Annotated in this window: 21 protein-coding genes and 2 tRNA genes; 15 read left to right on the top strand and 8 right to left on the bottom strand. The window is 62.4% G+C overall.

Annotation, left to right across the window (positions count from 1 at the left end; translation table 11 throughout):
• Positions 1-166 precede the first annotated feature (166 nt).
• The 3 genes from METLI_RS11475 to METLI_RS11465 are packed head-to-tail and all read right to left on the bottom strand — an operon-like array spanning position 167 to position 1,592.
• Entirely contained in the window at positions 167-676 is a 510-nt protein-coding gene (locus METLI_RS11475) for a ZPR1 zinc finger domain-containing protein (RefSeq protein ID WP_004040613.1), read from the bottom strand.
• Positions 676-1,047 carry a cell division protein SepF gene (locus METLI_RS11470; RefSeq protein ID WP_004040612.1) on the bottom strand — a complete coding sequence of 124 codons (372 nt, stop codon included), beginning with the start codon at positions 1,045-1,047 and terminating at the stop codon, positions 676-678. The genes METLI_RS11475 and METLI_RS11470 overlap by 1 nt, the downstream gene beginning before the upstream one ends.
• A gap of 47 nt (positions 1,048-1,094) precedes the next feature.
• Positions 1,095-1,592: an RNA-binding protein gene (locus METLI_RS11465; protein WP_004040611.1), complete on the bottom strand. Its 498-nt coding sequence runs from the start codon at positions 1,590-1,592 to the stop codon at positions 1,095-1,097.
• Between the two features lie 110 nt (positions 1,593-1,702).
• Between METLI_RS11465 and METLI_RS11460 the strand changes: the two genes are divergently transcribed.
• Genes METLI_RS11460 through purF form a run of 3 tightly spaced genes read left to right on the top strand, consistent with a single transcriptional unit; the run spans position 1,703 to position 3,550 of the window.
• Complete coding sequence (locus tag METLI_RS11460; RefSeq protein ID WP_048104249.1) at positions 1,703-1,930, top strand: LSM domain-containing protein; 228 nt, start codon at positions 1,703-1,705, stop codon at positions 1,928-1,930.
• A gap of 15 nt (positions 1,931-1,945) precedes the next feature.
• Positions 1,946-2,128, top strand: coding sequence for a 50S ribosomal protein L37e (locus METLI_RS12890; RefSeq protein ID WP_004040609.1), 183 nt, complete (start codon positions 1,946-1,948; stop codon positions 2,126-2,128).
• Between the two features lie 9 nt (positions 2,129-2,137).
• On the top strand, positions 2,138-3,550 hold the full coding sequence (purF, locus tag METLI_RS11455) for an amidophosphoribosyltransferase (RefSeq protein WP_004040608.1): 1,413 nt from the start codon (positions 2,138-2,140) through the stop codon (positions 3,548-3,550).
• A gap of 158 nt (positions 3,551-3,708) precedes the next feature.
• Here the strand turns inward: purF and METLI_RS11450 are convergent.
• Positions 3,709-3,783 (bottom strand) — tRNA-Met (locus METLI_RS11450).
• A 196-nt stretch (positions 3,784-3,979) separates the two neighbouring features.
• Positions 3,980-4,054, bottom strand: a tRNA-Met gene (locus tag METLI_RS11445).
• Between the two features lie 91 nt (positions 4,055-4,145).
• On the opposite strand from METLI_RS11445, the gene trxA reads away from it, so the two are divergent.
• On the top strand, positions 4,146-4,547 hold the full coding sequence (trxA, locus tag METLI_RS11440; RefSeq protein WP_004040606.1) for a thioredoxin: 402 nt from the start codon (positions 4,146-4,148) through the stop codon (positions 4,545-4,547).
• Here the strand turns inward: trxA and METLI_RS11435 are convergent.
• A complete protein-coding gene (locus METLI_RS11435) occupies positions 4,536-4,883 on the bottom strand; it encodes a 4a-hydroxytetrahydrobiopterin dehydratase (protein ID WP_004040605.1) in 348 nt (115 codons plus the stop codon). The two genes, trxA and METLI_RS11435, sit on opposite strands and share 12 nt — an antisense overlap.
• Positions 4,884-4,963: 80 nt before the next feature.
• Here METLI_RS11435 and METLI_RS11430 point away from each other — a divergent pair, with 80 nt between their 5' ends.
• From METLI_RS11430 to METLI_RS11395, 8 genes are read left to right on the top strand one after another with little or no spacing between them, the layout of a single operon-like run.
• Positions 4,964-7,117, top strand: coding sequence for a DEAD/DEAH box helicase (locus METLI_RS11430; RefSeq protein WP_004040604.1), 2,154 nt, complete (start codon positions 4,964-4,966; stop codon positions 7,115-7,117).
• Complete coding sequence (locus METLI_RS11425) at positions 7,114-7,608, top strand: hypothetical protein (protein ID WP_004040603.1); 495 nt, start codon at positions 7,114-7,116, stop codon at positions 7,606-7,608. Before METLI_RS11430 ends, METLI_RS11425 begins: the two co-directional genes overlap by 4 nt.
• Complete coding sequence (locus METLI_RS11420; RefSeq protein ID WP_004040602.1) at positions 7,605-8,792, top strand: ABC transporter substrate-binding protein; 1,188 nt, start codon at positions 7,605-7,607, stop codon at positions 8,790-8,792. The genes METLI_RS11425 and METLI_RS11420 overlap by 4 nt, the downstream gene beginning before the upstream one ends.
• On the top strand, positions 8,792-9,664 hold the full coding sequence (locus tag METLI_RS11415; RefSeq protein ID WP_004040601.1) for a DUF4350 domain-containing protein: 873 nt from the start codon (positions 8,792-8,794) through the stop codon (positions 9,662-9,664). Before METLI_RS11420 ends, METLI_RS11415 begins: the two co-directional genes overlap by 1 nt.
• A gap of 5 nt (positions 9,665-9,669) precedes the next feature.
• On the top strand, positions 9,670-10,638 hold the full coding sequence (locus METLI_RS11410; RefSeq protein ID WP_004040600.1) for an AAA family ATPase: 969 nt from the start codon (positions 9,670-9,672) through the stop codon (positions 10,636-10,638).
• Positions 10,639-10,641: 3 nt separating this feature from the next.
• Entirely contained in the window at positions 10,642-11,931 is a 1,290-nt protein-coding gene (locus METLI_RS11405) for a DUF58 domain-containing protein (RefSeq protein ID WP_004040599.1), read from the top strand.
• A 1-nt stretch (position 11,932) separates the two neighbouring features.
• Positions 11,933-12,385 carry a hypothetical protein gene (locus METLI_RS11400; RefSeq protein ID WP_004040598.1) on the top strand — a complete coding sequence of 151 codons (453 nt, stop codon included), beginning with the start codon at positions 11,933-11,935 and terminating at the stop codon, positions 12,383-12,385.
• Positions 12,382-13,146: a hypothetical protein gene (locus METLI_RS11395; RefSeq protein ID WP_004040597.1), complete on the top strand. Its 765-nt coding sequence runs from the start codon at positions 12,382-12,384 to the stop codon at positions 13,144-13,146. The genes METLI_RS11400 and METLI_RS11395 overlap by 4 nt, the downstream gene beginning before the upstream one ends.
• On the opposite strand, the gene METLI_RS11390 is transcribed toward METLI_RS11395, so the two are convergent.
• Both METLI_RS11390 and METLI_RS11385 read right to left on the bottom strand, forming a co-directional pair.
• Positions 13,127-14,107 carry a DUF1616 domain-containing protein gene (locus METLI_RS11390; protein WP_004040596.1) on the bottom strand — a complete coding sequence of 327 codons (981 nt, stop codon included), beginning with the start codon at positions 14,105-14,107 and terminating at the stop codon, positions 13,127-13,129. The genes METLI_RS11395 and METLI_RS11390 overlap by 20 nt on opposite strands.
• Positions 14,108-14,124: 17 nt before the next feature.
• Complete coding sequence (locus METLI_RS11385; RefSeq protein WP_004040595.1) at positions 14,125-15,312, bottom strand: hypothetical protein; 1,188 nt, start codon at positions 15,310-15,312, stop codon at positions 14,125-14,127.
• A 231-nt stretch (positions 15,313-15,543) separates the two neighbouring features.
• Here METLI_RS11385 and METLI_RS11380 point away from each other — a divergent pair, with 231 nt between their 5' ends.
• The 3 genes from METLI_RS11380 to METLI_RS13250 are packed head-to-tail and all read left to right on the top strand — an operon-like array spanning position 15,544 to position 25,380.
• Positions 15,544-20,763 (top strand): S8 family serine peptidase, encoded by a 5,220-nt coding sequence (locus METLI_RS11380; protein WP_157203277.1) that lies wholly within the window; start codon positions 15,544-15,546, stop codon positions 20,761-20,763.
• An 11-nt stretch (positions 20,764-20,774) separates the two neighbouring features.
• Positions 20,775-24,623 (top strand): PEGA domain-containing protein, encoded by a 3,849-nt coding sequence (locus METLI_RS11375; RefSeq protein ID WP_004040593.1) that lies wholly within the window; start codon positions 20,775-20,777, stop codon positions 24,621-24,623.
• A gap of 7 nt (positions 24,624-24,630) precedes the next feature.
• Complete coding sequence (locus METLI_RS13250) at positions 24,631-25,380, top strand: hypothetical protein (RefSeq protein ID WP_004040591.1); 750 nt, start codon at positions 24,631-24,633, stop codon at positions 25,378-25,380.
• Positions 25,381-25,511: the final 131 nt, after the last annotated feature.

Raw genomic sequence — 25,511 nt, 5'->3', positions numbered from 1 at the left:
ATTTATATCATCAAGCGATATACTGCCCATCATACCTGAAGGGAGGTGAGTTCATGGCAGATAAGAAGAAACCGGCGGCAAAAAAACCTGAAGAAGTGAAACCGGAGACAGCAAAGAGCGCACCGGCAAAGGGAGGGAAGAGAAAGTAAGATTTCTTCTTCTCAACTCATCTTTTTTCTGTGGCGTCGCCGGGATTTTTGATGATTGCCGAGTTCCCTGAGGGGTCCTCGATGATCAGGGTTATCCGTGCCTGCCCCTTCTTGACGAGGGCGATCTGCTCTTTCAGGGCGAGCGCCCGCTCCCGCTCCTCTTCTTCGGCTGTCCTGAGCGCCGTGTCCAGGACGTCCTCGATCCGGTCGAGCACCCCCTCGATATTGGTGATATATCCTTCGGCCGCCGGGCCAGGCCTGATCACGATGCCGAGCTCGGGGACCGAGACCGTCCCTGCCGATCCCCGCACCACACGCACACAGAGGTCGTCCTCGCAGGTCACGGCGTACTCGCACCTGTTCGGCTGCCCCTCCCTGAGAATGAAGGCGTCGGCCATCCGCCACCCGCACGGGCAGGTGGCGCTCTCGATGAGGATCTCAGAAAAATAGGGGATGGTTTCTGTCTGGTAGATGTACTCGATCTCCTGTTTGCAGACTGGACAGGGCGCACGGAGGACGTTTCGCACTACAGTCCCCCGATCTTTTCCCGGGAGATCTTCACCGACATCGGGGTGACGAGCACATAGTGCTGGTCTCCAAGGCCGATGATGTCGCCGTTGACGTCGTGGGCAACCTCCCGCAGATCCTTGAGCACGCGCTCGTACATGATCTTGTCGAGCTTTAAGCGGGAGATGTCCACGATGACGATGTTGCCGTTGTAGACCTCGTCCTTGACCTTGGGGGTGTCTTTGATGTCTGCGACCTGTGCGACCCTGACGTACATCGAGGCGGGCTCTTCGCCGGTCGCCCCCTCGTATGTGGCGAGATCGAGTTCCATATAATCGTCCTGCTTCGCCGGAGCAGATTTGCCGATGATGGAGTCGAGGAATTTACCCATGAAAAGAACTGTAGAATGGAATTTATTTAAGGGTATCCAATCCTTCTTCAGAGTTCCAGGTTCCAGACGTCGTCCCCGACCCGGTGGAGCATCTTTACGACCTTTCCTTTCTCCATGGCAAGGAGGTCCGCGGCATCGTACAGGGCGATGCCGATGGCAAGCGGCTTCCCGTGCCGCTCTTCGGCGATGACGCAGGGAGCATCCTTTTTTACGTCAGGGCTCACCCCCACCACGCCCGGGCGCATGATGTCGGCGCCGTTCATTACGTACGGCACCGCCCCGGAATCAACGGTGATCCGCCGCTCCGCGAACGGACGCTCCACCGCACCCCTGACCGTGGGAAAGACGCGGCCGTCCATCTCCATCAGGAGCGGCCGTTTGTCGATGAGGTAGAGGGTGAAGGGGGAGTTCGTCTCGACCACCTCGATATTTTTCGAGCGGAACTGTTCCTCGGCGGCCCCGATCTCGTCGGCGAGCGCTCGCTGGACGCGTGAGCCCTCTGACTTCTTGATCGTGTGCCTCTTTTTCACCACGATTGCTTCCATTCTTCAGTACAATTTGCTTTTATTCTTCTTTAAATCGTTCGCCGCGGTATGTTTAAGTAGATTCCACACGCATGTATGGTACTCTTGAAGAGGTCCTAAAGGTAATTGCCATGACGAAAAGACCACTGGAGATTCTTGATCAGGTGCTCAACGGCCAGCCCGTTATCATTTCTTTGAAGGGCGGGCATGAAATCCGGGGGGTCCTGCAGGGATACGATGTCCATCTCAACCTCGTCCTTGACCGGGCTGAGGAAGAGGTCGACGGTGCCGTTGTAAAGCGCGGCACACTGATAGTGCGCGGGGACAATGTGATCTATATCTCTCCTTCAGTCGAATAATCTGGGTGAATTAAAATGTCAAAAGGTACGCCATCAATGGGTAAGCGGCAGCACCACAGCCACATCACCTGCCGCAGGTGTGGGAAGTTATCCTTCCATGCGAAACACAAAGTCTGCTCTGCCTGCGGGTTCGGGCGCAGCACGAAGATGAGCAGCTGGAAGTGGACGACGAAGCGCCCCAAGGTTCCAACGCATTAAGGTCTGAACATGTGTGGGATCGTTGGCATCGTGGATGCTGGCGGTGTCTCTTTCCCGCTGTATTATGCCCTGTATGCTCTCCAGCACCGGGGACAGGAGAGCACGGGAATATCAACTTTTGACCGGAGGCCCTTCGTCCATAAGGGACGGGGGCTTGTGGCCGAGGTATTTGACGAACAGATACTCGGAAGGTTGAGGGGCACCGTCGGGATCGGGCATGTAAGATATCCCACGACAGGGGCTAATCTGCCCGAGAATATCCAGCCGTTCAATTTTGTCTTTCGGGAGCATACGCTCTCTCTTGCCCATAACGGGAACCTGGTGAACACCAACGCCCTGCGCACCTGCTACGAGCAGGACGGGCAGATCTTCTGCACGACCACCGACTCCGAGGTGATCGCAACGATCATCGCCCACGAGATCCGCCGTTCTGGATCGGTGGAGGACGCCGTGGGGGTTGCGATGCAGAAACTGCAGGGCTCGTACTCTGTTGTTCTCACGCTGGACGACGCCCTCTACGCCTTCCGCGACCCGCTCGGGATCAAGCCCCTCTGCATCGGCAGGACGCGCTCGGGCTATATCGTGGCCTCGGAGAGTGTGGCTGTCGACGCCCTGAACGGGACCCTCCTGCGGGACGTCGCCCCTGGCGAGCTGGTCAGGGTCACGGAGAACGGGATCACCTCGACGCAGCTCGCCATCTCAGATCGGAGGGCGCACTGCATGTTCGAGTTCGTCTATTTCGCGCGGGCGGACTCGGTCATCGACGGCACGCTCGTCTACGACGCCCGGCGGAAGATCGGCGAGGAACTTTTCCTGGGCGCGCCGATGGACGCCGACATGGTGGCGCCGGTGCCGGACTCGGGGACGGCATATGCGATCGGGTATTCGCAGGCGTCAGGGACTCCCTATCTCGAAGGGCTGATGAAAAACCGGTATATGGGCCGGACCTTCATCATGCCCGACCAGCAGATGCGGGAGAACGCCGTGCGCATCAAGCTCAACCCGATCAAAAAGCACCTTGAGAACAAGTCCGTCGTTCTCATCGATGACTCGGTGGTGCGGGGCACGACCTCGCGCCGACTCATCGATATCGTCAGGGACGCCGGGGCGCGTCAGGTCCACCTCCGCGTGGGATCGCCGCCGATCGTCGCCCCCTGCTACCTTGGCGTGGATTTTCCCACCCGCACCGAACTGATCGCAAGTTCCCGGTGCACCGAGGAGGTGAAGGACCTGATCCACGCCGATTCGCTCTATCACGTTCCCCTCTGCAAGATGGTGGAGGCGATCGGGATCGATGTCGGCAACCTCTGTACGGCCTGCCTCACCGGGCAGTACCCGGTCGAGGTGCCGGGGGAGTGCTGCGACGCGCGGTGCGTCGAGTTTCAGAAGGGAAGCGTCCAGACGCGTCTGGACGTGGAGTAACTCTTTTTCCCCTTTCTTTCCTGTCGGATAATTGTTTTCAGCGGGGGAACGTTTCAGGGCGTTGCTTCTTCGTGCGTGTGGATGGACATGCCGGAGGCTGACCTGAAGGATGAGATCAGGGAATAAATCTCGTAAACGGTGAAAAACGTGAAGAACAGTAGCGAGGGATGGATTTGAACCATCGGTCTACGGGTTATGAGCCCGTCGGGATTTCCTGACTACCCCACCTCGCTTCGCTGGTTATATTGTTTGTAGGTTCTCTCATATATAAGAATCTCAGGGTCCGACGGCGGCGGTCGTCTCTGCCGCCCCTGTCCGTTGTACGGCTGCGCGCTGCGGGCGCTCCCTGATCCCTGTTCCGGGGCGCTGAAGTTTGAACGGCGCCATCGCTCTCCTCCTGGCAAAAAGCGGGAAAAATGTGCAGAATAGTAGCGAGGGATGGATTTGAACCATCGGTCTACGGGTTATGAGCCCGTCGGGATTTCCTGACTACCCCACCTCGCTGTGCGGGATATACATCTAGTCGTTTCTTGCGTATATAGTTTCCCTGCTCCCCGATAGATATCTGGATAATCCCCTCCTTCCTATCCCATGCATGGACGACGAACTCGAACGGATCAGGGAGAGAAAACGGCTTGAACTGGCTTCGCGGTTTTCTGCCATGAAAGACGGCGTGATCGAGATATCGGACCACGGCTTTGCCGGCGCCATTGCCGCTCATCGCTATCTTGTCGTGGACTTCTGGGCAGAGTGGTGTGGTCCCTGCCAGAGGGTCGCCCCTGAGATCGAGGCCCTCGCTCTGGAGTTTGCGGGGCAGGTCGCCTTTGGAAAATGCAATGTCGATGAAAATCCAAAAACTTCGGCGTCGTTCGGGGTCGAGGTGATACCGACGCTGGTCTTCTTCTCAAACGGCCGGCCGGTCGGGAGGCTTACCGGTGCCCTGCCGCGCGAGACGCTCAGGTCGCAGGTGAAGAGGGCGTTTGGTCTATCTGAATAACGTCCTTCCCCCGACCATCTCCCCGAGTTTTGCGGCGAGCACGAAATCGGTCCGGGTGAGGCCGCCCGAGGCGTGCGTGTACCAGAATATGTCCACATGCCTGTACCTGGTGAGGCAGATGTCAGGGTAGTGGTCCGCGCTCTCGGCGCCGAGGGCGATCACCTGACCGATGAAGGCGGCCGCTTCCCCGACTGATTCGAAGGTGAACCGTCTCTTCAACTTCCCGTTCTCGAACGACCACCCCGGCACCTGCGGGAGCAGGGCCATGATCTCCCGGCGGGTGAGCGGCGGCACACCCGGAACAATCGGCTGCACCGATTCTGTGCTGAGAGGCATGGATATGCCTTCGGGTCATTATATTTAAATATTTCTCTCGCGCTGCAATGTAGTTAAACCCGGATGCCGAACATTCTTCTGTGTCAGAGGTCTTTGCATCCCTTCATCCGACATTGCAGGGCATGCTTGCCCACCGCCTTGGATGGGACGACCTGCGGCCGGTGCAGGAGGAGGCGGCCCTCGCCGCGGCCGAAGGAAACGATCTCCTGGTGGTGGCGGGAACGGCCGGGGGCAAGACCGAGGCGGCGCTGATCCCGGTGATCGACGCCGTCTTAAAGGGCGGCCTCTCCGGTGTCTGCTGCATCTGTCTCTCGCCTCTCAAGGCCCTGATCAACGATCAGGAGGAGCGGATGCTCGCCCTCTGTACCCCGGCCGGCCTTTCGGTGCAGAAATGGCACGGCGACGTTCCGAAGGGCGAACGCTCCTGGGGCGGTTGCGACCCCCCTCACATGCTCCTTACAACCCCGGAGTCGCTTGAGGTGATCCTCCTCGACCCCTTCCTCGCCGGCGACCTGCGAAACCTCCGTTTCGTCATCGTCGACGAGGTCCACGCCTTTGCCGGCGACCTGCGGGGTGTGCACCTCCGCTGCCTCCTCGACCGTCTCGACGGCGCGGCCGGTCGGCCCCTCCAGCGGATCGGGCTCTCGGCGACCCTGGGAAATCCCCGGGAGGTTCTCGCATGGTTCTCCGGCCCGGGTCGCCGGGCCAGCCTCGTGGCCGTCCCGTCCCCGCCGGGAAAAAAACAGTTTTCGTTTCTCGTGACCGACCGGTCCGGGCTGGCCGCTACCGTATCCCGCCTGGTCCGCGGCCAGCGCGCCCTCGTCTTTGTCAGGAGCCGGAGCGAGGCTGAAAGGCTCTCCTCCGCCCTTGCCGGGACGGTCGACGGTCTTTCTGTCCACCACTCCTCTATCCCTCCCGCCGCCAGAAAGGCCGCCGAGGCGTCGCTCTCCGAATCGGGCGCCGCCTGCGTGATCTGCACGAGCACCCTCGAACTCGGCATCGATATCGGCGGCCTCGACCTCGTCGTCCAGATCGGTCCCCCGCCCTCGGTCTCGTCGTTCCTCCAGAGGCTCGGGCGGACCGGGCGGCGCGGCTCGCCGGCACGGATGGCCTTTGTGCTCGCGGACGACCTCGACCTGCTGGTGGCGGCGGCGACCGTCGAGGCGGCGACGCGCCGCGAGGTCGAGCCCCTCCGCCCCCCGGTCCTGCCGTACACCGTCTTCATCCAGCAACTTCTTCTTGTGCTCCTGAAGGAGCGGCGGGCGCCGCGGCGGGGTGTAACCTCCTCCCTCCTCTCATGTGCCGCCTTCGCCGGGATCAGGGAAGAGGACGCCGGAGCGATCGTCGATCACCTCCTCGCGGAGGGCATACTCTCGGCGGACGGCGTCTTTCTGATGCTCGGGCCGGTGGCCGAACGCACGGTCGCCCGCGTCCACGGCCGCGACCTCCTCTCGGTCTTCGCGGGCGCCGGTACCTTCCGCGCCCTCACACCTGAAGGAGAGGAGGCCGGCGCCCTCGATCCCAGGTTTGTGGCCGGGGGCGTCGGGACGGTCTGCACCCTCGGAGGGCGGCGGTGGCGGATCATCGCCCTCGACAGCGACCACCGGATCGCCACCGTCGTCCCTGAGGGCGGCGGCCCTCGCTCCTCAGACCGCCGCCCATTCTGGTCGGGCGCCGGCGCCCCGATGAGTCCGATAGTCGCCCGCTCAGTTCAGCGCCTCCTCGCCCGCGGCTCCTCCTCCCTCCCCCTCGGGAAACGGGAACAGGCGTCGATCCATGGGGTTGCCGAGGAGATCGGGAGTGGCATCCCCGCCGAGGGCTTCCTGGTCAGGGAGCGAGCCGATGGTATTTTTATTCTCTCCTGCCATGGGGGGCAGTTCAACCGGGCGCTCGCCGCTCTCTTAGAACGGGCGCTCGGGGACGGGCCGAAGATCCGCATCTCCGATCTCTGGCTCCTCGTCTCAGGGGTGACCGGGCCGGATCCGGCCGGGGAGGTCAGGGACACCCTCGGTGCGGTGCAGCGGTGGACCGCGGCAGAGATCGCCGCCGCCCTCCCCCTGCCGGCACCCGATGACTGGAAGTTCGGTCCGCTCCTCCCTCCGTCGCTTTTCGCCGAAATGGTACGCGCCGACCACGACGACTGCCCTGCTATGGCCGCTCTCCTCGCCCGGACCCCGCTGGGCCTCCTGAGAGAAGATATATGTGCGCCGGGCCCTCACCTCCATAACGAATGAAACCCGGCCCCCTCATCATCTCCTGTCTTCTTCTGGCACTGTTATCAGCCCCCGTCCTTGCGGCGCCTGAACGGACGGTCACGGGCACCCCCCTGCCGGGTGGAGAGTTTGTCGTCACCCTGAATGTGAGCGGAATCGCCGTCGGCGGGCTTGTCGAGACGATCCCGGAAGGGTTTTTGTTCGTCTCCTCCACTCATCCGCCCGGACGCGTCTCGGTCGCCGATCGGCAGATCTCCTTCGCCCTCCTCGACGACCGGAAAGTCAGCTACCGTCTCCGCGCCCAGACGGGGGGAGAGGGCGTGATCACCGGGTACTGGGAGGATTTTGTCGCCGGCGAGAACGGCACTGTGGCGCCGACCTGGATCTCCCCCACAACAGAACCGTGGGAGGCGGCGGCCTCCTCGACCCCTGCAGCCGCACCGGGCTTTTCAGTGCCGGGTGCTCTCCTCGCACTTGCAGCCGCCCTGTTTGCCTGGAGGAGGTCGGGATGAAGGCCGCCTTTGCTGTCGTCCTCTGCCTCTTCCTTGCAGTGCCCTGCTTGGCGGCGATACCGTGCGACACCGACGACGACGGCAGGCTCTCGGAGGGCGAGATGGTCGGGGCGATTTTTTCGTACCTCGACGTCACCTACCGGAACGGCACCGGAACTGCTCCGTCGCCTGCCGATCTCCAGGATGCCTCCTTTATCTACCATCACTGGGGCGGCGCCCCCTGGGAGTGCACCGATGCAGCGGGGCGCACGGTCATCTTTGAACGACCGATCCGGGCCGTGGCCGTCATGTCCCCGCAGACCCTGGAGACGATCCGTGCGATCGGCTATCCGATGGGATATGTGCGGGGCGCTGAACATTCGATCCTCATGGACCGAATATTCTTCCCTGATCTCGTCGGGTGCAGGGCGGTCGGCAGCCTCGACGACCCCGACGCCGCTGCCCTCGCCTCCCTTTTCCCAGACGTCGTTTTTGCCCCGGTCGGCCCTGAAGGGGATCTTGCGGCGGCTACCGCCTCCGCTCTCGGGATTCCGGTGCTCAGGTTCTCCTGCACCGCCCCGGCCTCCATCCGGGGCGAGGCCCTCGCGATCGGTTCCCTCCTCGGCTGCCAGGACGGCGCCGAAGACCTCTGCCGCTTCCTCGACGAACAGGATGAGGCGGTGCGGGCCTGCTTCGACGATTTGCCGGCCGATCAGGTCCGGGCCGTCTATGTGGAATCCTTCCCGGCGTATATCGCCTGCGGCGCCGGAACGCCTGCCGGCGACCTCGTCCTTCTTGGTGGGGGCAGCCCGGTTCCTGCCGGCTCCGGCATGATCGGGGTCGACGACGGGATGGTAATCGCCGCCGCCCCTGCCGTCGTCATCAAACTGGTCGGGGAGGACCCCTCCAGATTCGGGGGCTTCGGCGACCGTCTCCCCCTCAGGTTCATCGAGGTCAGGAACGCCATCGGCAATCGCCCTGGTTGGAGCGCCCTCCCTGCCGAGCGGGAGGAAAGGGTCTACCTGATCCACGCCAGCCTCGTCGAGGGGCCAAGGTATGTCGTCGGGCTGCACTATAGTGCACGCTGGCTCCACCCTGACCGCTGCGCAGGGCTGGACCCGGCGGCCGTGCATGAGGAGTATCTCTCGCGGTTCTGCGGGCTCTCCGGCGTCTCTGGGACCTTCGTCTATCCGGGTGATGCCTGATGCAGGGCCGTTTCGTCGCTGCAGCCGCCGTGCTCCTCGTTCTCGCCCTCGCAGCGGGCGTCCATCTGTTCACCACCTATGACGACTATAGCCGCCACAACATCCAGTGGAACGGCACCTCCTCGTTCTTCTCTCACCTGGAGGATCGTGGTGCACATGAGGTCTGGAGGCCGGCGGATCTGGGCGGTTACAACGACGCCGTCCTCATCGTCATCGCCCCGCAGGGATCTCCGGACGCAGAACAGATCGCCGCATACCGGGCATTCCTGGCGCGGAACAACACCGTCGTCCTCTGCGACGATTTCGGGAGCGGCAACGAGTTCCTCGCCGCGGTCGGGTCGGGCATTACGATTCTGCCCGGCAACCTCACCTCGGTCGACCGGGACTATGCCGACGGTGCGGCGGTGAGGGGCTACCGTGCCGGAAACCACACCCTCGTCGAAAATGTCTCGACTGTCCTCTTCAACCGTCCGGCGGCGTTAAAAGGTGGCACGCCGCTCCTTCAGACCTCCCTTCTCTCATGGGTGGACAGAAACTCGAACGGACGGATCGACGGCGATGAGGTGGTGAGCAGGTACCCGGTATGCGCCGTCGAGCGGGTCGGCGGCGGCGAGGTGATCGTCATCGGCGACCCCGGCATCTTCCTCAATGCGATGTCCGGGTTCTCCGGCGAGAACCGGCAGTTCATCGAGGCCCTCATCTCCCTGCGCCCGGTGCTGCTCGTCGATCAGGGCTGGAGCCGCACGGCCTCGGCTGGAGCACCGACCGCCGCCGTCCGCCTGGCAAAGGAATATCCCCTCCTTCAGATTGCCGTTGCCGGACTCTTTATCGGTGCGGCTGCATATTTTTTTAGAAAGAGGATCATTAGGTAGATGACATGGATGCGACAGACCTCGATGTAAGTTATATTGCCGATGCCTATCATGAGGTGCTGGAGACCACGCAACGGTTTGTGGTCGGGAACAGGCCCCTGATCGACCTGATCTTCACCGGCGTCCTCTCCGACGGTGCGGTGCTCATCGAGGGGGTGCCCGGAACGGCGAAGACCACGGTCTCGAAGATCATGGCGAAACTCCTCTCGTACTCCTTCAAGCGGATCCAGGGTGCGGTGGACGTCCAGCCCGCCGACATCATCGGTGTCCGCATCTATGTCGCCCGTGAAAATCAGTTCATACTCCAGAAGGGGCCTATCTTCTCGAACTTCGTCCTTGTGGACGAGATCAACCGGCTGACCCCGAAGACCCAGTCGGCGCTCCTGGAGTCGATGAGCGAGCACCAGGCAACGATCGACGGGAACACCTACCCGCTCCCAAAACCGTTCTTCGTGATCGCCACCCAGAACCCCTACGAGTTCGAGGGGACGTTTTCCCTGGTGGAAGCTCAGCGCGACCGTTTTATGTACAGCATCCCGCTCGACCATCTCAATGTCGAGGACGAACTCGAAATTATCAGGCGCGACAATGGCGGCGGGCTGAGCTGGACCGACTTTGAGGAGTCCCTCCCTGCCCTGCTGAGCCCGGAGGATATCGGGGAGATGATCGGCGTCGTCCGTCAGGTCCATGTCGATGAGGCGGTGCTCAGGTATATCGCCGACCTCGTTGCGGCGACGCGGTCCCATGGGGACGTTCGTCTCGGGGCGAGCTCCCGCGCCTCGCTTGCCCTCCTGCGGGGCGCAAAGGTCAGGGCCGCGATGGACGGCCGGCCGTATGTCCTCCCCGACGACGTCAAGACGCTTGCCATGCCCGTGCTCCGCCACCGCCTCCTGATGGAGCGTGATGCGATCATCGGGCAGATCTCGGTGAACACGGTCGTCGAGGAGATCCTGAACTCCGTCGAGGTGTCCTGATCTGTGAAGCCCAGCCCTGCGGCTGAAGGCGGGGCCGTCCTTGCCGTCGCCCTCGCTGCGTATGCCCTCATCTTCGATGACCTCGCAGGGCTTTTGGCCGCTGGAACGGTTCTTTTTTTCCTCGTTTTCAGAGGAGCGGTCTTTCTCCATGGCATCTCCCACCTTGCCGCCACCATTTCGGTTGAACGGGCTGTCGGCAAGCGTATCGTCCGGCAGGGATCGCTGCTCGCGGTGGAGACAAATGTCTCCTACGATCCCGGGACCGCTCTTGCGGTGGAGGTGGAAGACCTGATCCCGGGGGTGGCGGTGGCTGCAAGCGAGCAGAAGTCCCGGGTGGTCGGGCCCGGCCGTGTCGTCCTCAGGCACTCGTTCAGGGTTATGGCCGCCGGCGACACCTCCTTTGGCGGGATCGGGCTTGTGGCAAAGGATCCCTTCTTCTCGGCCACGCTCTCCCTGCGAAAGTCTGCCCTGAAAAACCCGGCTCTCCGTGTCACTCCGCAGGTCCTGCCTCTCTCCGGCAGAGGAAAGGGCCACGGTTCGGGCGATGAAGAGGGCGGATCCCTGCGCCTTCTCAAGGGTCAGGAAACGCGCGGCTACCGGGAGTATATCACCGGCGACAGCCTTGACCTGGTGGACTGGAAGCTCTCTGCGAAGTACGGGGAGATGTACGTCAGGGAGGCCGAGGGGCTCTCCGGTGGGAGGCCATTTATCGTCGTGGACCTGCCCGACCGGCACGATGCCCCTGAAAGGGACCTCTTCGACCGCTATGCCCTGGCGGTGAACGGGGCGGTGCAGGGATCGTTCACGAAGTTCGGCTCCTGTCCACTCCTGATCCTTTCAGGGGGCGATATCGTCACATATATCCCGCCGGGCGCCGGCGAGAAAGAACTCTTCCAGACTCTCGCCGGGATCCGCCCGGTCGAACGTTCGGTCCACCTCTACAGGTATCTCGATCCGGCGATGGCGAGAGCCCGGATCCGCGCTCTCAGACGGGAAGGCGCGGATCCCGGCGGGTTCGGCGAATCTCTCTCCAGCACCATATCCGCATTCGGCGGGGACGGCGTTCCCGTCATCTTCAGGCAGCAGGTGGCGCGAGCGATGCGTTCCTCCGGGGCCGCCTCGGTCCTGCTGTACACGACGGCGCTGGGCGACCTGAGTCATATCGTCCAGGTCGTCCAGGAAGCGCAGCGGCAGGGGATGCCGGTCACCGTCCGCGCCTCAGGCCCTGCAGGCGCCGGAGCCGTCGGGCGGATGCTGGCGGCCCATGAGGCTGCAACGGTGGAGGAGGTCTAGCGTGGACGGACGATATCCGGCACTGGCGGTGGCGCTTCTCGGCCTTGCTTCGGCCTTCTCCGGCGTCTCGGGGCTGGCCGGCGTGGCGGCGGTCGGTGTCTTCTGTGCGGTGGTCTTCCTCTCCCCCCTGCACTCATGGCAGTGGTACTCGCATCTCACCGCGGGCTCGCTCGTCGCCGTCGCTGCCGGCCTCTCCTCGCTCCTCTGGACGGCGGCGATCATGCTCGTCCTTCTTGCGTGGGTCGAGGGCGACCTCGACCTCCTGAAAACCCCGCGAGACCGCCGGGCCTATGTTCTCTTTACCGTCGCCGCCCTCCTCTTCATTCCCATGGCCGGGCTGCGCCACGTCCCCCTCCCGCTTGCCCTCCTGCTCGCCGCGGCCCTCGCCGGGGTGGGTGTGCTGGCGGTGCTGTGGTACAGGCTCGTATGGACCTCACAGAAAGGTGAACCATGAAGTTGTCAGACCTGAACGATACCTATCTTGCAGCGTTCCTCCTCCTGGGCGCCGCCGCCGCCGCCCTCATCGTGGCGACCCTGACCGGCCGGGGCGACCTGACGAGCGCCACCCTGGTGCTTGCCGGCTTCGGCTCCTTTATCGCCGGCGTGTTTCTCCTTGCCCTGTATAAAGGCGAGCCGATGGACCCGGCAGTCGCCGCCCTGCTCCCGGTGCAGGGAACGGTGGGGATCGCCACCCTCATCGCCGACCTTGGCGTCCAGGGCGATGCCCTGTTCATGCCGCCGGGCGAAGACGGCACTGTCGTCGAGGTCGTCCCTGCCGGGGCGAACGTCCCCTCTTCCCTGCCTGCAGGATATTCCTACGTGACCGCCGCAGACGGCGCCGCCGTCGTCATGGCCCCCCTTGCCGCCCCGCTTCTCGACCACCTCAAACGCTCCTGCTCCCTCGAGATTCCCTCAGACCGGGAGCAGCTCTGCGAGGCGATCGTCGAAATCTTCGGGAACGTCCTCGAGGTGGCCGGGCCGGTGACCGCACGGTTCGAGGGCGAGAACCTCGTCATCGACCTCAGGAACTTCACGCTCCTCAAAGGGTGTCAGGCGGTTAGAAAAGCATCGCCGAAGTGCTGCACGATGGTCGGGTGCCCGATCTGCAGCCTTGCCGCCTGCGTCGCCGCAGAGGGTCTGGCCGCCCCCTGCAGGATCGCCTCGGCGGTGCCCTCAGGGGACGGTCTGCAGATCATTATTGAACAGGCGGCCTGACCCGGACCCAGAGGTGGAGGTCCCGGTAGCTCGCCTCGATCCTATCCTCGCCCCAGACGGCGTCTGAGGGGATGGTCTCGTTGAAAAGGAGGAACTGGAGCCGGTTCATGTCGGTCCTCTCGATGGAGAAGGAGTACGGCTCTTCGACCGTGGTGTTGTGGGGGATCTCAAGGGAGAACCTCCCGATACGCTCCATTTTGTTTACCGTGGAAGTGTTTGTCGCCGTATCGAAGGTCTGGTCGGTGAGCAGCACCTCGACGGTGTAGGTGACGTTCCTGTACTCGTGGTTACCGACCCCGATGATCAGGGACTGCTCGGTCCCGGCAAAAAAGTCGGTCGGGTAGTCGGCGGCCTTCCCGCCTGATCCCAGGATGTAGAACTCGGTGAAATGCTCGCCCTCTTTCGGGACGACGATCACGTAGACCGTGGTGACAATGGCGGCCGCGATGGCGACGATCAGGACGACCGAGAGCGCCCGGTCGAGCCTCGAACTTTCAGCCGGGAAGAGTTCTGATCGCGCCTCCGCCGCCATGCTGGCGAACGGAACGAAAAAACGTTTTTCCTGCGGGAGCATGACCCGCCGCCAGTGTGCGGCGGCGATCATCGCAAAGGTGAAGATTACCAGGGCGGTGAGGATCGGATCGAGCCTGATCCCCCAGGGTGTGTAGTTGAGGGCAAGCCCGATCAGGGGGACGACAGCGATCGATAGCCCGAAGGAGAGGGCGACCCGCTCGATGCCGTCGAGATCGTCTTTTGCCGGGAAGAGGGCGGCGATCAGGGCGTAGCCCGGAATGAAGAGGACCATGGGCAGGCCGAAGACCACCCGCAGGACGCTCGTGTTCAGCACCGGAAGATAGACGCAGAGCACTGTCGCCACCGTCCAGAGGGCGATGGCGACGAGATCCTTTGGCACGGCCCCGGGTTCCAGGGCCTCAACGATCGCGGGCTTGTCTTCGCTCATGGCATCACAAAAAAAATTCAGGGCAGTTTTCTATACAGCAGACCGGCGGCTGCAACACCACCAAGGGCGCACAGGAGGGAGAGGGGCGTTGCCACGGGGGTCGTCGCCGGTTCGGTCGTCTCTGCGGCTGCTACGGTCGTCGTCGTCCCGGTCGGGGCGGTGGTCGCTCCTGTCGTCACTGCCGTCGTCGTCTCTTCGCGGGGCATGACCAGAGCGTACTCTCCTGCCGCGGCGATCGAGGTGGAGATGGTGTCGCCGTCGATCCGGCTCTGCAGGGGCTTCCAGGTCCCCCCGGTGTAGCCGAGTATGGTGTACGGCACCGAGGTGTCCTTCCCGTCCGCGGTCATCGTGATGCTGAAGTCCGCGGAGGGATTAAAGGTTGCGTCTGACGGCAGGATCGCAAACGGTCCGGCGAGGGCCGTCCAGCCCTCAGGCACGGCCCGGTTGCTCACCATCACGGTGAGGTCGTCGGCGCCGGCGCCCGAGAGTGCACCGCGCTCAAAGGTCAGGACGGCCAGGTCGTCGAGGGAGGAGACGGTCAGGGTTTCGTCCGCGGCCGGGGTTGTGGTCGTTTCGCCGCCAGAGGAGGAACCGCCCGGCACTGTCGTCGTGGGCGTCGAGGCCGGGACGGTGGCGACCAGGCTGCCGTCCACATAGACCTTCACGTTGACACTGCCGCTGCCGAAGCCGTTCACGGTGAAGGTGACGTCCGCATCGGTGGCTCCGACCTTCTTGCCACTGAGGTCCATGGAGGACGTAACGGCTCCCGCTCCATCGGCGCCCGATCCTTCGAGGGTGATATAGGTGATGAGCCCCTGTGGGATGTCCCCTGGCTGGTTTATGGTCACGAGCCCGTTTTCAGCATCGCCGAAGATTGTCACGGCCCGACCGCCCATCCGCGCGCTGAAGTTCGCCGTCTTCACGTTCTCGGCCCGGATATCAATCTGGCCGCCGGTGAGGGCGAAGGGCATCTGAAGGTTATTGGTGCTCAGAGAATATTTTCCGCTGCTGTCGAGGGGGATCGAGGCCTCGACCCTGATCATAAAGGTACTCTCGTCAGGGAGGCCTTTGACCGAGACGGTGATCGGCGTGCCTTCCTGGATCGTGTCCGGCGCGATGGTGACGGTGGCGGCGGCGATCGGGGCGACGACTGCGATCAGCCCCAGGATCACTGCAAGCAACCGCCCGATTCTGGGCTCTTTCATGCACACTACTCTTGGTGGATACTATATCTCTTTTGTGGACTCTGCTGGTGGATCTCTCTCGTTTTTCCCGAATATCCGGGTTCAAATCATTGCATTATATATTATTTTCTATCTGGCAAAAACCCCAGAATCCGGAATATTTAAATCAGAATTGACGCATTTATCTATCTATCCCCAGAGGTGATATTGTTGACGCGCGTTACTTCGCGGAGTATTCTGACTATTTTTCTATTGCTGGTACTGGTCGGCTTTGCAGCCGCCGGAGCACCTGGCGGATCCGTTGTCGGGACAGACGATCGGATGCCGTATCTCGTGGTGCTCAAGGACCAGCCGGACAGCGGTACATCATATGCGATGATGAAAGCACAGGCTGCATCAAGCCAGGCCACGGTGCTCTCGTCGATCAGTGCGATCGATCGAGCCACTGCGCAGTCTGCCGAGCAGTTCTGGATCGTGAACGCGATCCGGGTCGAGGCAGACGAGGCGACGATCGAACGGATCGCCCTCCTGCCCGGTGTCGACCATGTCGAGCCAGATATGCAGATGCAGGTGGACGACCCGGTCTATGAGGTCTCTGACGCAGTCGATGCCCAGTACATCCGGAGCAGCGAGGAGTTCATGCTCCCCTGGCACCTCGACTGGATCGAGACCCCGGCCGTCTGGAACGCCGGGAACCAGGGCGAAGGCGTGACGATCGCCGTCGTGGACACCGGCATCGACGGTTCGCACCCGGCCTTCGGCGGCCGCGTGAAGGCCTTCGCCGATTTTGTCAATTCTGACAACACCTCGGCCTACGACGACAACGGCCACGGCACCCACTGCGCCGGCACGGCTGCCGGCGGCGAGGTCGTCGTCTCGTCGTATAGCGGCGAGTACAATGTTCTCCTGGGCGTCGCCCCCGGTGCCGACCTGATCGGCGCGAAGGTGCTGAACTCGGCAGGTTCCGGTACTACCAGCGCCATCCTCAAGGGGATCGAGTGGTCGGTCGAGAACGGGGCCGACGTGATCTCCCTCAGCGTCGGGTCGTATTATCTGGACAAGAATACGACGCCCATTGAGATCTGGCCCGGCGAGACGGTCAGCCTGACGCTCGAAGTCGGAGGGAACATCGGCTATGATGGCGGCCTGTATGAACCCCAGTTCGTCGTCGGCGGCTACACGCTCCCTGAGATGGGCATGGCTGTGGGGATCTCCCCGTATGAGCCCGAACCGGCCAATCTCTCGATGGCCCTGTACGCTCCTGGCATGTCGGCCGCCACCGGCGGTTACATCGACTGGGACGGTTTCGACCATCTGTCGAACAAGGTGACGTTCAAGGCGCCGTACGTGAACAACAGCGGGAACTGGAACGGTTTCTGGACCGTTGAGATCACCAACAACGGCAACGATATAGTCTGGCTCGATGAAGCCCGGATCGCCGCTGCCTACCAGGCCAACGGCAACACCGCCTACGAAGACGCACTGAACACCCTCGCCGACAGCGGCGTGGTGGCGGTGGTTTCGGCCGGAAACTCAGGCTACTTTGGCACCGGCACCATCGGCACCCCCGGCACGGCCGAGGACGTGATCACCGTCGGCGCCACCGACTACTGCATGGACTACCGGGCGACCTTCAGCTCCATCGGACCGGTGAACCGGGCGAACCCGTACGTCAAGCCCGACCTGATGGCACCGGGCGTCGGGATCCTCTCCGCCTACCCGAACGGCCGGTACGCTGTCATGGACGGCACCTCGATGGCCACGCCGGGCGTCGCCGGCACCGTCGCCCTCATGCTTGCGGGTAACGAGACGCTGACGCCGGGAGCGGTGAAGGAGACCCTCATGGAGACGGCCGTCCACATCAAGGAAGACGGCACGGCGATGGCGACCCCTGAGCTGAACAACCTCTATGGCGCAGGCAGGATCAACGCCTACAGCGCGGTCGAGGCGACCGGCGGGCTGCACGGGACCGCACCCCTGCCCTACCTCACCGAACTCTTCGGCGGGTCGTCATACGACGGCTCCGTCGACCCGAACAACGTGAAGATGCTCTCCGTCTGCTGGAACGCCACAGCGGGTGCACCCATGGCAGGAGAGACGGTGAACTTCCGGGTCCACTATCTTGATGCCTCATCCCCCGTCGAGATCTTCAACGAAACGTTTGTGACCGATGCCAACGGTATGGCGACCGCCACCATCGGCATCAGCGCCGTCCCCCCGGGTGCCTCGTTCTACACCGATATGACCTGGGACGGTCGCACCCTCTCCGACTCTGAGCACAAGTACGTCCCGTCCAACGGCGGGGCTGCGGTAACCGAACCCCTCTTCGTCTCGCAGGGTTTCATCGCCCCGGTGAACGGTTCGGTCACAGTCCGCTACCCCCTGCTGAAGGCCGACGGATCGGCCTACACCGAACCGGTCGGGCTGACTGTGGGAGAGATCTATGATGAGACCCTGGCCCCGACCAACGGCGTGATCGAGGCGACGATCGACTTTGCAGGCTTCAACGTGAACCCCTATGGGGGCCTCGACGTCAAGATCAACGAACGATACGCCGGCTCCATCTCGTTCTCGTATGAGGTCTGGTATGAGGCGTTCTCCTCGCCGAAGATGGCGATCTGCCCGCCGACAGGCTCGATCGATATCGCCCTCTCGGTTGCCGGGAACCATGGGTCCGGCGGGACGGTCACCTCGAAGGACTATGCCGTCTACGTGACCGCCTTCACCGAGACCGAGATCCTCTCCCTCCCGTCCGAGATCAGCGGCCCGCTCGCCGCCGGCATGCCGGTGGACGGCGCCGCCCTGATCGAGGCGACCGGCGGCATGAAGTCCGAGGAGTTCGTCGGGACGGTGCAGGTGAGAAACGGCATCGGTATCTATGACTTCACGATGCCCGAGGACTGCTACGTGGCGGTCGTCAAGTTCGCCGACCCCGAAAACTTCGAAGGCTACTATGACTCGTTCATGGTCTCGGTCGTCTACGGTTCGATGTCGCCCTGGACCCTCCACCGCGTGACCCCGACGGTGCCGGTCTCCCTGAACACGGGCGACAGCACCTATGTCAATGTCTACGACTTCGACTGGTCGGCGACCTGGGATCAGGAGAATTACTGCTCGGTGCCTGGCGACGGGGCGAACCTGACCGCCATCGTGTACACCTGCAACGGCACCACCGAAACAGAGACGCCCCTGGCCGGGAAGACGGTCTGGCTCTACACCGCAGACGGCGTCCAGACGAAGACCACCGGCGCCGACGGCACCTGCACCTTCACCCTCGACGTCGCCGGGAAGACCTTCGAAGATGCGATCCTGATCACGGAGGGGATCAGCACCTATGGCTGGGCTGATGATTACATGCCGTTCTATCCGGACTCATACAGCCGGATCCGCCCGGGCATCCTCTCCGGAGAGCAGCAGGCGGCTGCCGAGATCTGGACACTCTACCCTGACTCCGAGTACAGGTGGATGGACGTCGACTACCAGGGCAACGGCGCCTACATGGTCTCGCTCCACTCCTACGGCCCTGACGATGAGGCGATCGTCGAGCGCGGCATCTTTACCGGGAGCCCGATCGAGGGCTGGAATTCGCTCGGAACCGAGTTTGCCAGCACCCTCGCCTACACCGGCGAATGGGCGATGAACCTCACGCCCTCGCAGGACGGTACCTATGAGGTCTCCGCCGCCGTGCTGGTGCCCGGCACCAGTTCGTTCAACTGGATGAGCCAGGACTTTGACGTGCCCGGCGCCGGTGTGGCCTACACCGTGAAGAAGGACGTCCTTGCCGGCGAGACGGTGCCGGTGACCTTCACGGTCACGGACAACGACGGCAATCCGATCAGCAACGCCAAGGTCGGGTTCTTCCTGGGCGGCGCTTCAAGCTTCGATTACGGCGTCTCCGACGACGAGGTCCGCCCGCTCAACATCCTCCACATGGATAACATCTACCCCGACCCCTACGCCGAGGTGCTGACCGGCTACACCGACACAAACGGCCAGGTCACCCTGACCTTCCACGCCCCGTCGGCTGAGATGATGCTCTACAGAGGGGCCCTCGGGTTCTCTGACTACGTCCCGTACCGCGTCTCCTGCTACAAGGACGATGAGGTGCTCAAGGGCGGAGCGGTATGGCAGGGTGTCGACGGTGCCTTCATGCTCACCACCGCCGCCCTGCCCGACTTCGTCCCCTCGGTCCAGGCCCCGCACGTAGTGAAACTCAACCGCGACGACTCGATAGCGGTCAACGACCTCTATCTCTATATTACGAACCAGGGCACCGCTGACTTCATCCGCACCGACAAGGACATCGTAGTCCGTGCATCGGTCGGGAGCAAGGACCAATCCACCACCTATTCGGGCAACATCGCCGTGGGTGAGACGAAACAGGCCCTGCACACAAGTTTCCAGGCCAGGGCTTCGGATTATGGCATCAACACCAGCGACTATCACCTGCCGGTGAACACGAACGTCGACGTGACGGTGAACCCCGACCGCACGATCGGTGAGATCTCCTACGCGAACAACAACGTGGTTTACCCGGTGCGGATCACCGCACCCGACCTTGCGGCGCAGATCATGACCCCATCGATCGTGATCCAGAGCGGCACCGCAACGCCGATCGCCCTTGTGGTCACGAACCAGGGAGAGGTCCCGGCCGTTGCGACCACGATGACCTACGTGATCACCGGGAGCCCGACCGCGACGATCGCCGTTCCCGCCCTCGGCGCCGGCGAGTCCTACACGGTCTGGCGGAACCAGACCCTCCTGGCAAGCCCGGGCACCTACACGCTCAGTCTCGAGGTGAACCCGAACGGTGCCACCGACTACGAGACGACGTTTGCGAACAACAAGGCGAACCGGACGGTCCACTGCTACCTCCACCCGTCGACCTCAATCGTACTGCCGCAGGAGCAGGTGCTCGTGCCCGGCACGACCTATGACCTGCCGGTCGTGGTGAACGGTGCGGAGAACCTCGCGGCCTACCAGATGACCTTCACCTTCGACCCGGCGGTCGTCACGGTCACGGACGTGACCTCGGGGGCGATCCCCCTGACCGCCAAGAACATCGGGACCGGGACGGTCGCCTTCAACGGCGGGACCACCACCGGCATCTCGGGCAACGTGACCGTTGCGACGATCCACCTCTCGGCGATCGGTTCGAGCGGCGATGAGACGGTGTTCGGGCTTGCGGCCCAGCTCTGGGACGCTGCCGAGTACCCGATCCCGGTCGAGGTGACCGCGGGCGGCGCAGTGCTGCTCCTCTACGGTGACGCGAATGGCGACGGCGTGGTCGACCAGGCCGACACCCTCCGCGTGCTGCGTGAGGTCGTCGGCCTGACGGCAAAACCGGCCGCCGGATCGATGGCTTTCCTCCAGACCGACGTCCATGAGAACACCGCCATCGAGGTGGGCGATGCGATGTTCATCGCCCAGAAGAATGCTGGCCTGAGGGACCCCTACTTCAGGATCCTGTGAGGTGAATAGAGATGAAAACACGAAACTTCCTGATGGTGGGGATCCTCCTCCTCACCCTCGTCTTATCGGTATCTGCGGCCGACATTGTCGTCACGCCGCAGACCTCCACCCTGGCGTACGGCGATACCGCCGCGCTGACGGTCGGTGTCCAGAACGTCGAGAACCTCGGCGGGTTCGATATCGACCTGCGCTGGGACCCTTCGGTCGTCGAACTTGAAACCGGGGACGTCCAGATCGGCCCGCTCTTCTCGGGCCACGTGAACAACAGCGCCGTCTACACCCAGAGCGGGCGCATCCGCGTCGCTGCGGTGAACGCCACCCTTGGCGGCGTTTCGGGCAGCGCCGATCTCTTTACGGCGCGCTTCAGGGCTATCGACGACACCGGGAAATCGACGGCTGTTTCGGCCGTGGTGAACAACTACGGTTTCCTGAACTCGACGAGCGGCAACGACATCCCGGTGGCCTCGATCGACAATGCCACCATCACCACCCAGCAGATCAACCGTATCGTCGCCAGCGTCGGTGCGGCGAGCCAGAACGTTCCTGACGGCGCCTCGACCTTCGCCGTCTTCACGGTGACGAACCGGCGCGGCATTTCAACCTCGGCGCTGACGGTCAACACCACCATCACCGCCCCCGACGGCTCGATCGTCAACACCACCGAGCGGAGCGGGGTTGTGCTGCCGGCGTACGCCCAGGACGTCCAGCGGATAGCGTGGATCCCGGCGACGGCAGGCACCTACACCCTCAAGGTCAACGTGACCTCGGACACCGGGCTGCCGGTCGTCGGGACCACGACGGCTGAGCGCTCGGTGACCGCACGGACCTACACCCTTGAGGTGTACGATTATGTCTACGGATACTCCCGCGCCGCGGTGGGCGACTGGTTCTACCTGAGCTGGTACGTCAAGCCGAGCGAGAGCGGAAATGTCCAGCTGAACCTCACAGCCCCGGCCGGCGTCGAGGTATGGGGCGGCGCCAACGTCACCCAGTGGATGTCTGGAGGATACTGGAACTACGTATCATACTGGATGCGGTCATCCAGGCCCGGAACGCTTGCGGCCGGTTCGATCAGCCTGACCGCCTCGGCGAACGGCAAAACGGCCTCTAAAGCATCGACTCATGACGTCCTCATCTGGATCCCCTCCATCCAGGTCAAATCGGTCGACTCGGTGAGCGCTGACAGCGACAGCACCTTCGATATGACCTACAACACCCTCCACACCAACAACACCTATGACAACCGCACTACCATCACCGCCCAGTCCGGCGCCCGGGGCCGCACCCTGACGGGCCTCGGCTACCTGGTCCGCTACCCGTACGGCTGCGTCGAGCAGACCACCTCGCAGATGCTCGCCTCCCTGAACGTGAAGAACTACTACCTCGACCGCCCTGACAAGCCGAGCGACTTCGCCTCGATCCGCAGCCGGGCGAACGAATCGGTCGAAGGCGGCATCAGCGTCCTGGTGAAAGGCGCCCTGCGCGGCCAGCACGACGACGGCGGCTGGAGCCTCTGGGGCTACGGCGAATCCGAGGCCTCATCGAGTTCGTACGCCGCCTACACCCTTGCACGGGTGAACGAGTCGGGTGAGGACTTAAACCGCCTCCTGACCGGCAAGATCAGCAAGAATGCCACGGTCAATCCGGGCACGGTGAACTTCGATAAACTCGTCGAGTGGTTCTATCTGAACCCTGACAACCCGTCGAGCGGCACCTGGACCTGGAGCGCCGGTGTCTGCCATGCATGGACCCCGACCTCGAACACCGGGTTCGTGATGCTGATCCACGACATGATCAGGCAGCAGGGCACGATCTCAGAGCCCTATGCGACCTACATGACAAAGAACATGCAGAACGCCACCCGCTACTTCGTCCAGAACCAGGCCGCAGACGGATCCTGGGGCGGCAGCAGCGACAAGGCGATGGCGACGGCACTCGGCCTCTGGGGCCTCCAGTCCTACGGGACGAACTCGGACGACGTGACCCAGGCCCAGATCGACACTGCGAAGGCGAACGCCACGGCGTGGCTCGTCGCCAACCAGAACGCCGACGGCTCCTGGGACGCCGACTCGTCCTACGGATGGTACAGCAACGGCCGTACGACTGAGAGCACCGCCTACACGGTCCTCGCCCTGAACGCCACCGGCATTAAGGCGGATGATACCACGATCCAGAAGGGCGTGAACTGGCTCATCAACCAGTATGAGTCCGGCGGCAGCTGGGGCTACACCTGGGCGACCCAGGCGGCGATCGACGCCCTGATCCACTGTCAGCCCATCAGCGTCAGCAGCGGCACGGTGGACGTCTCCATCGACGGCACCCACATCTGCACCCTGAATGTCGACGCCACCAATCCGAAGGACGAGTACACCCTCACCGCCGACCAGATGGCGGCGATGATGGCGAACGGCACCGAGACGCGTTATCCCGTCCCCTACTCAACCGTAAAGGAGCACCTGGTCGACGTGGACCGGACAGGCGGTACCGGGACGATCCTGGTCTCGGTCGAGAACTCCCAGCGCGCCCCGGTCAACGAGATCGACTCTACGATCAGGGACAGCGGCACCATCCAGATGTTCGGCAGCAGTGCCCCGTCCTCCGACGCCCTGGTCCTCTCCGAGAACATGGACCTCCTCGGCGACGCCGCACCGCAGGCGATCTTCTCGTCTGTTTCCCTGACCTCGACCCCGTCTCCGCTCGTCGCGAACGAGTCCGGCGCGCTGACCCTCCAGGTCATCTCAGGCGAGGATGTCCTCTCCCCGCTGATTGAGGTCCCGATCGAGGGCTTCACCTTCGCGAACGGCACGATCACCCAGAACGGTGCGCCGGTCTCGTACGAAGTGCTTAACAGCTCGGTCAACGCCGACGCCACCTCGATCTACATCGAGCCCAACCACTGGCGCAGTGGTTCGACCTACACCTATGTCTTCGACATCACCCCGACGAACGTGGGCGACCTCGACTTCCACCTCAGGTTCAGGCCCCTCTACGACGAGACGAACGTCACCCTCTCTGAGAAGAGCCTGACCGTTACCGGCCGCGGCGACGTGGCGGTGCAGGTCATCAATGAGACCGGCGCCGCGGTATCGGCGACGATCGCCCTCGGCGACCTGGCCCCTGTCGTCAAATCGAGCCACACCTTCACCGGCCTCCTCGCGGGCTCCTACCCGCTCTCGGTCTCGAAGGAGGGCTGCGCCAACGTCAGCACCACGGTGAGCGTGACGGCAAACGACCAGACGAACGTCACTGTCTCCATGCCGACCGATCTCTCTACCCCGCGGCTGATCCTCTCGCAGGGAACGGGCTCGCTCGGCGGCGTCTCGTCGGTGCCGCCCGAACTTTCGGCTGGCTTTGCGGAGAACGCCACCTATACGGCGACCCTGATCGGCAACGGTGGGATGATGGGCCTTGCCCTTGAGTTCCCGCAGCGGTTCATGTTCCATAACCCTGTGGTCACGCTGAACGGCGTGGTGCTCAATGATAGTGAGTCCAGGGTCGGAAACGAGCCTTATTATGAGATCAGGAACGGGACGTTTGCGTACAACCCCCAGTCCAAGTCGTACACCACCACCAACGCCACCCTGATCGTCTACGACGCCCCGGACGGCGTGAACGAGATCGGGATCTCGCTTACTGGCGATGCCTGGGGAGATGCCGATGGGAAAATAGATACTAAGGGCCGTTACATTACAATGAACGATGCCATGTACACTGCCCAATGTGCTGTGAACCTTCGCTCCCCGGCTACCTATGATTATCCAGATGTGAACGGCGACGGCCTGATCAATATGAACGATGCGATGTTCATTGCCCAGAAGTCTGTCGGCCTGAGGGACAATAGTTATCAATGGATTGGGTGATCATCATATGAAAACCTCTTTTTTTTCAGCAATCACAGGGATTCTTCTTTTTGCGCTTGTTATCGTTTCAGCAGGAGCTACTGAGGTTGTTCTTCGGGATGGTGTACTCATTGTAGAGGACCAGAATGATGAATACGGTCTTGGAGCCTTTAACATCATCCTTGTATATGGCTCTGATGTTTCTCTTGAAGCAGGAGAATGGATGTATCCATATTCAGGGGCGATCAATGTTCAGAATCAGGAGGGAATTACACGAATTGGTGGTTTAACAACATCTGCCGATGCTCCAAAAGGGGATGTTCCTTTAATTCGGCTTGGAGTGAACGGTTCGGGAACGGTAACGGTCTATGTCAATGAATTTTATAACGTGATGGGAGACCCGATTAAAACTGTAAATCCCACCTATAGGGAGGGCACAACAGGGCCCATCTCTGGTGATGTTACGCCAACAGCTGTACCTACTGCAGTACCTGAAAGCCCGGTGGAAACAACACAGGAGAGTGGGGGCCAGCCTATATGTCAGACTGAATCAACCGGTGCAGGTTCCCAGGTACAGACAGGGATTCCGGTCCTGACCGAAGGACCGATCCAGATCTCGACAACACCGGGCATAGATACTGATGTGACTGAGACTATAGGTGTGAATTCTGCATCTATGACAGAACCACTGCAATCACCGACAAATTCTCTCTTCGTTATGCTCTCTCTCCTCGTTTCGTTCATCGTATTCCAAAGTATTTATATGAAGAAAGATTGATTAAATCGTATTGGAGGTTATCTATGGCACAACAAAAACATTGCCTGGGGATACTATCCTTTGCCCTCTTGCTTACGTTACTTTTGGCCCCTGCGGCAACCGCAGCTGGATCAGGAGTGCTTAATGTAACC

The organism is Methanofollis liminatans DSM 4140, assembly GCF_000275865.1.
Taxonomy (GTDB): Archaea; Halobacteriota; Methanomicrobia; order Methanomicrobiales; family Methanofollaceae; genus Methanofollis; species Methanofollis liminatans.
This window is presented reverse-complemented; position numbering and strand designations above follow the sequence as displayed.

Bases quoted from the DNA above. Each gene is read 5' to 3' on its own strand.
- trxA (WP_004040606.1), top strand. From the start codon at position 4,146: ATGGACGACGAACTCGAACGGATCAGGGAGAGAAAACGGCTTGAACTG.
- METLI_RS11425 (WP_004040603.1), top strand. From the start codon at position 7,114: ATGAAACCCGGCCCCCTCATCATCTCCTGTCTTCTTCTGGCACTGTTA.
- METLI_RS11395 (WP_004040597.1), top strand. From the start codon at position 12,382: ATGAAGTTGTCAGACCTGAACGATACCTATCTTGCAGCGTTCCTCCTC.
- METLI_RS12890 (WP_004040609.1), top strand. From the start codon at position 1,946: ATGTCAAAAGGTACGCCATCAATGGGTAAGCGGCAGCACCACAGCCAC.
- METLI_RS11390 (WP_004040596.1), bottom strand. From the start codon at position 14,107: ATGAGCGAAGACAAGCCCGCGATCGTTGAGGCCCTGGAACCCGGGGCC.
- METLI_RS11460 (WP_048104249.1), top strand. From the start codon at position 1,703: ATGACGAAAAGACCACTGGAGATTCTTGATCAGGTGCTCAACGGCCAG.
- METLI_RS11410 (WP_004040600.1), top strand. From the start codon at position 9,670: ATGGATGCGACAGACCTCGATGTAAGTTATATTGCCGATGCCTATCAT.
- METLI_RS11470 (WP_004040612.1), bottom strand. From the start codon at position 1,047: ATGGGTAAATTCCTCGACTCCATCATCGGCAAATCTGCTCCGGCGAAG.
- METLI_RS11435 (WP_004040605.1), bottom strand. From the start codon at position 4,883: ATGCCTCTCAGCACAGAATCGGTGCAGCCGATTGTTCCGGGTGTGCCG.
- METLI_RS11375 (WP_004040593.1), top strand. From the start codon at position 20,775: ATGAAAACACGAAACTTCCTGATGGTGGGGATCCTCCTCCTCACCCTC.
- METLI_RS11465 (WP_004040611.1), bottom strand. From the start codon at position 1,592: ATGGAAGCAATCGTGGTGAAAAAGAGGCACACGATCAAGAAGTCAGAG.
- purF (WP_004040608.1), top strand. From the start codon at position 2,138: ATGTGTGGGATCGTTGGCATCGTGGATGCTGGCGGTGTCTCTTTCCCG.
- METLI_RS11385 (WP_004040595.1), bottom strand. From the start codon at position 15,312: ATGAAAGAGCCCAGAATCGGGCGGTTGCTTGCAGTGATCCTGGGGCTG.
- METLI_RS11415 (WP_004040601.1), top strand. From the start codon at position 8,792: ATGCAGGGCCGTTTCGTCGCTGCAGCCGCCGTGCTCCTCGTTCTCGCC.
- METLI_RS13250 (WP_004040591.1), top strand. From the start codon at position 24,631: ATGAAAACCTCTTTTTTTTCAGCAATCACAGGGATTCTTCTTTTTGCG.
- METLI_RS11420 (WP_004040602.1), top strand. From the start codon at position 7,605: ATGAAGGCCGCCTTTGCTGTCGTCCTCTGCCTCTTCCTTGCAGTGCCC.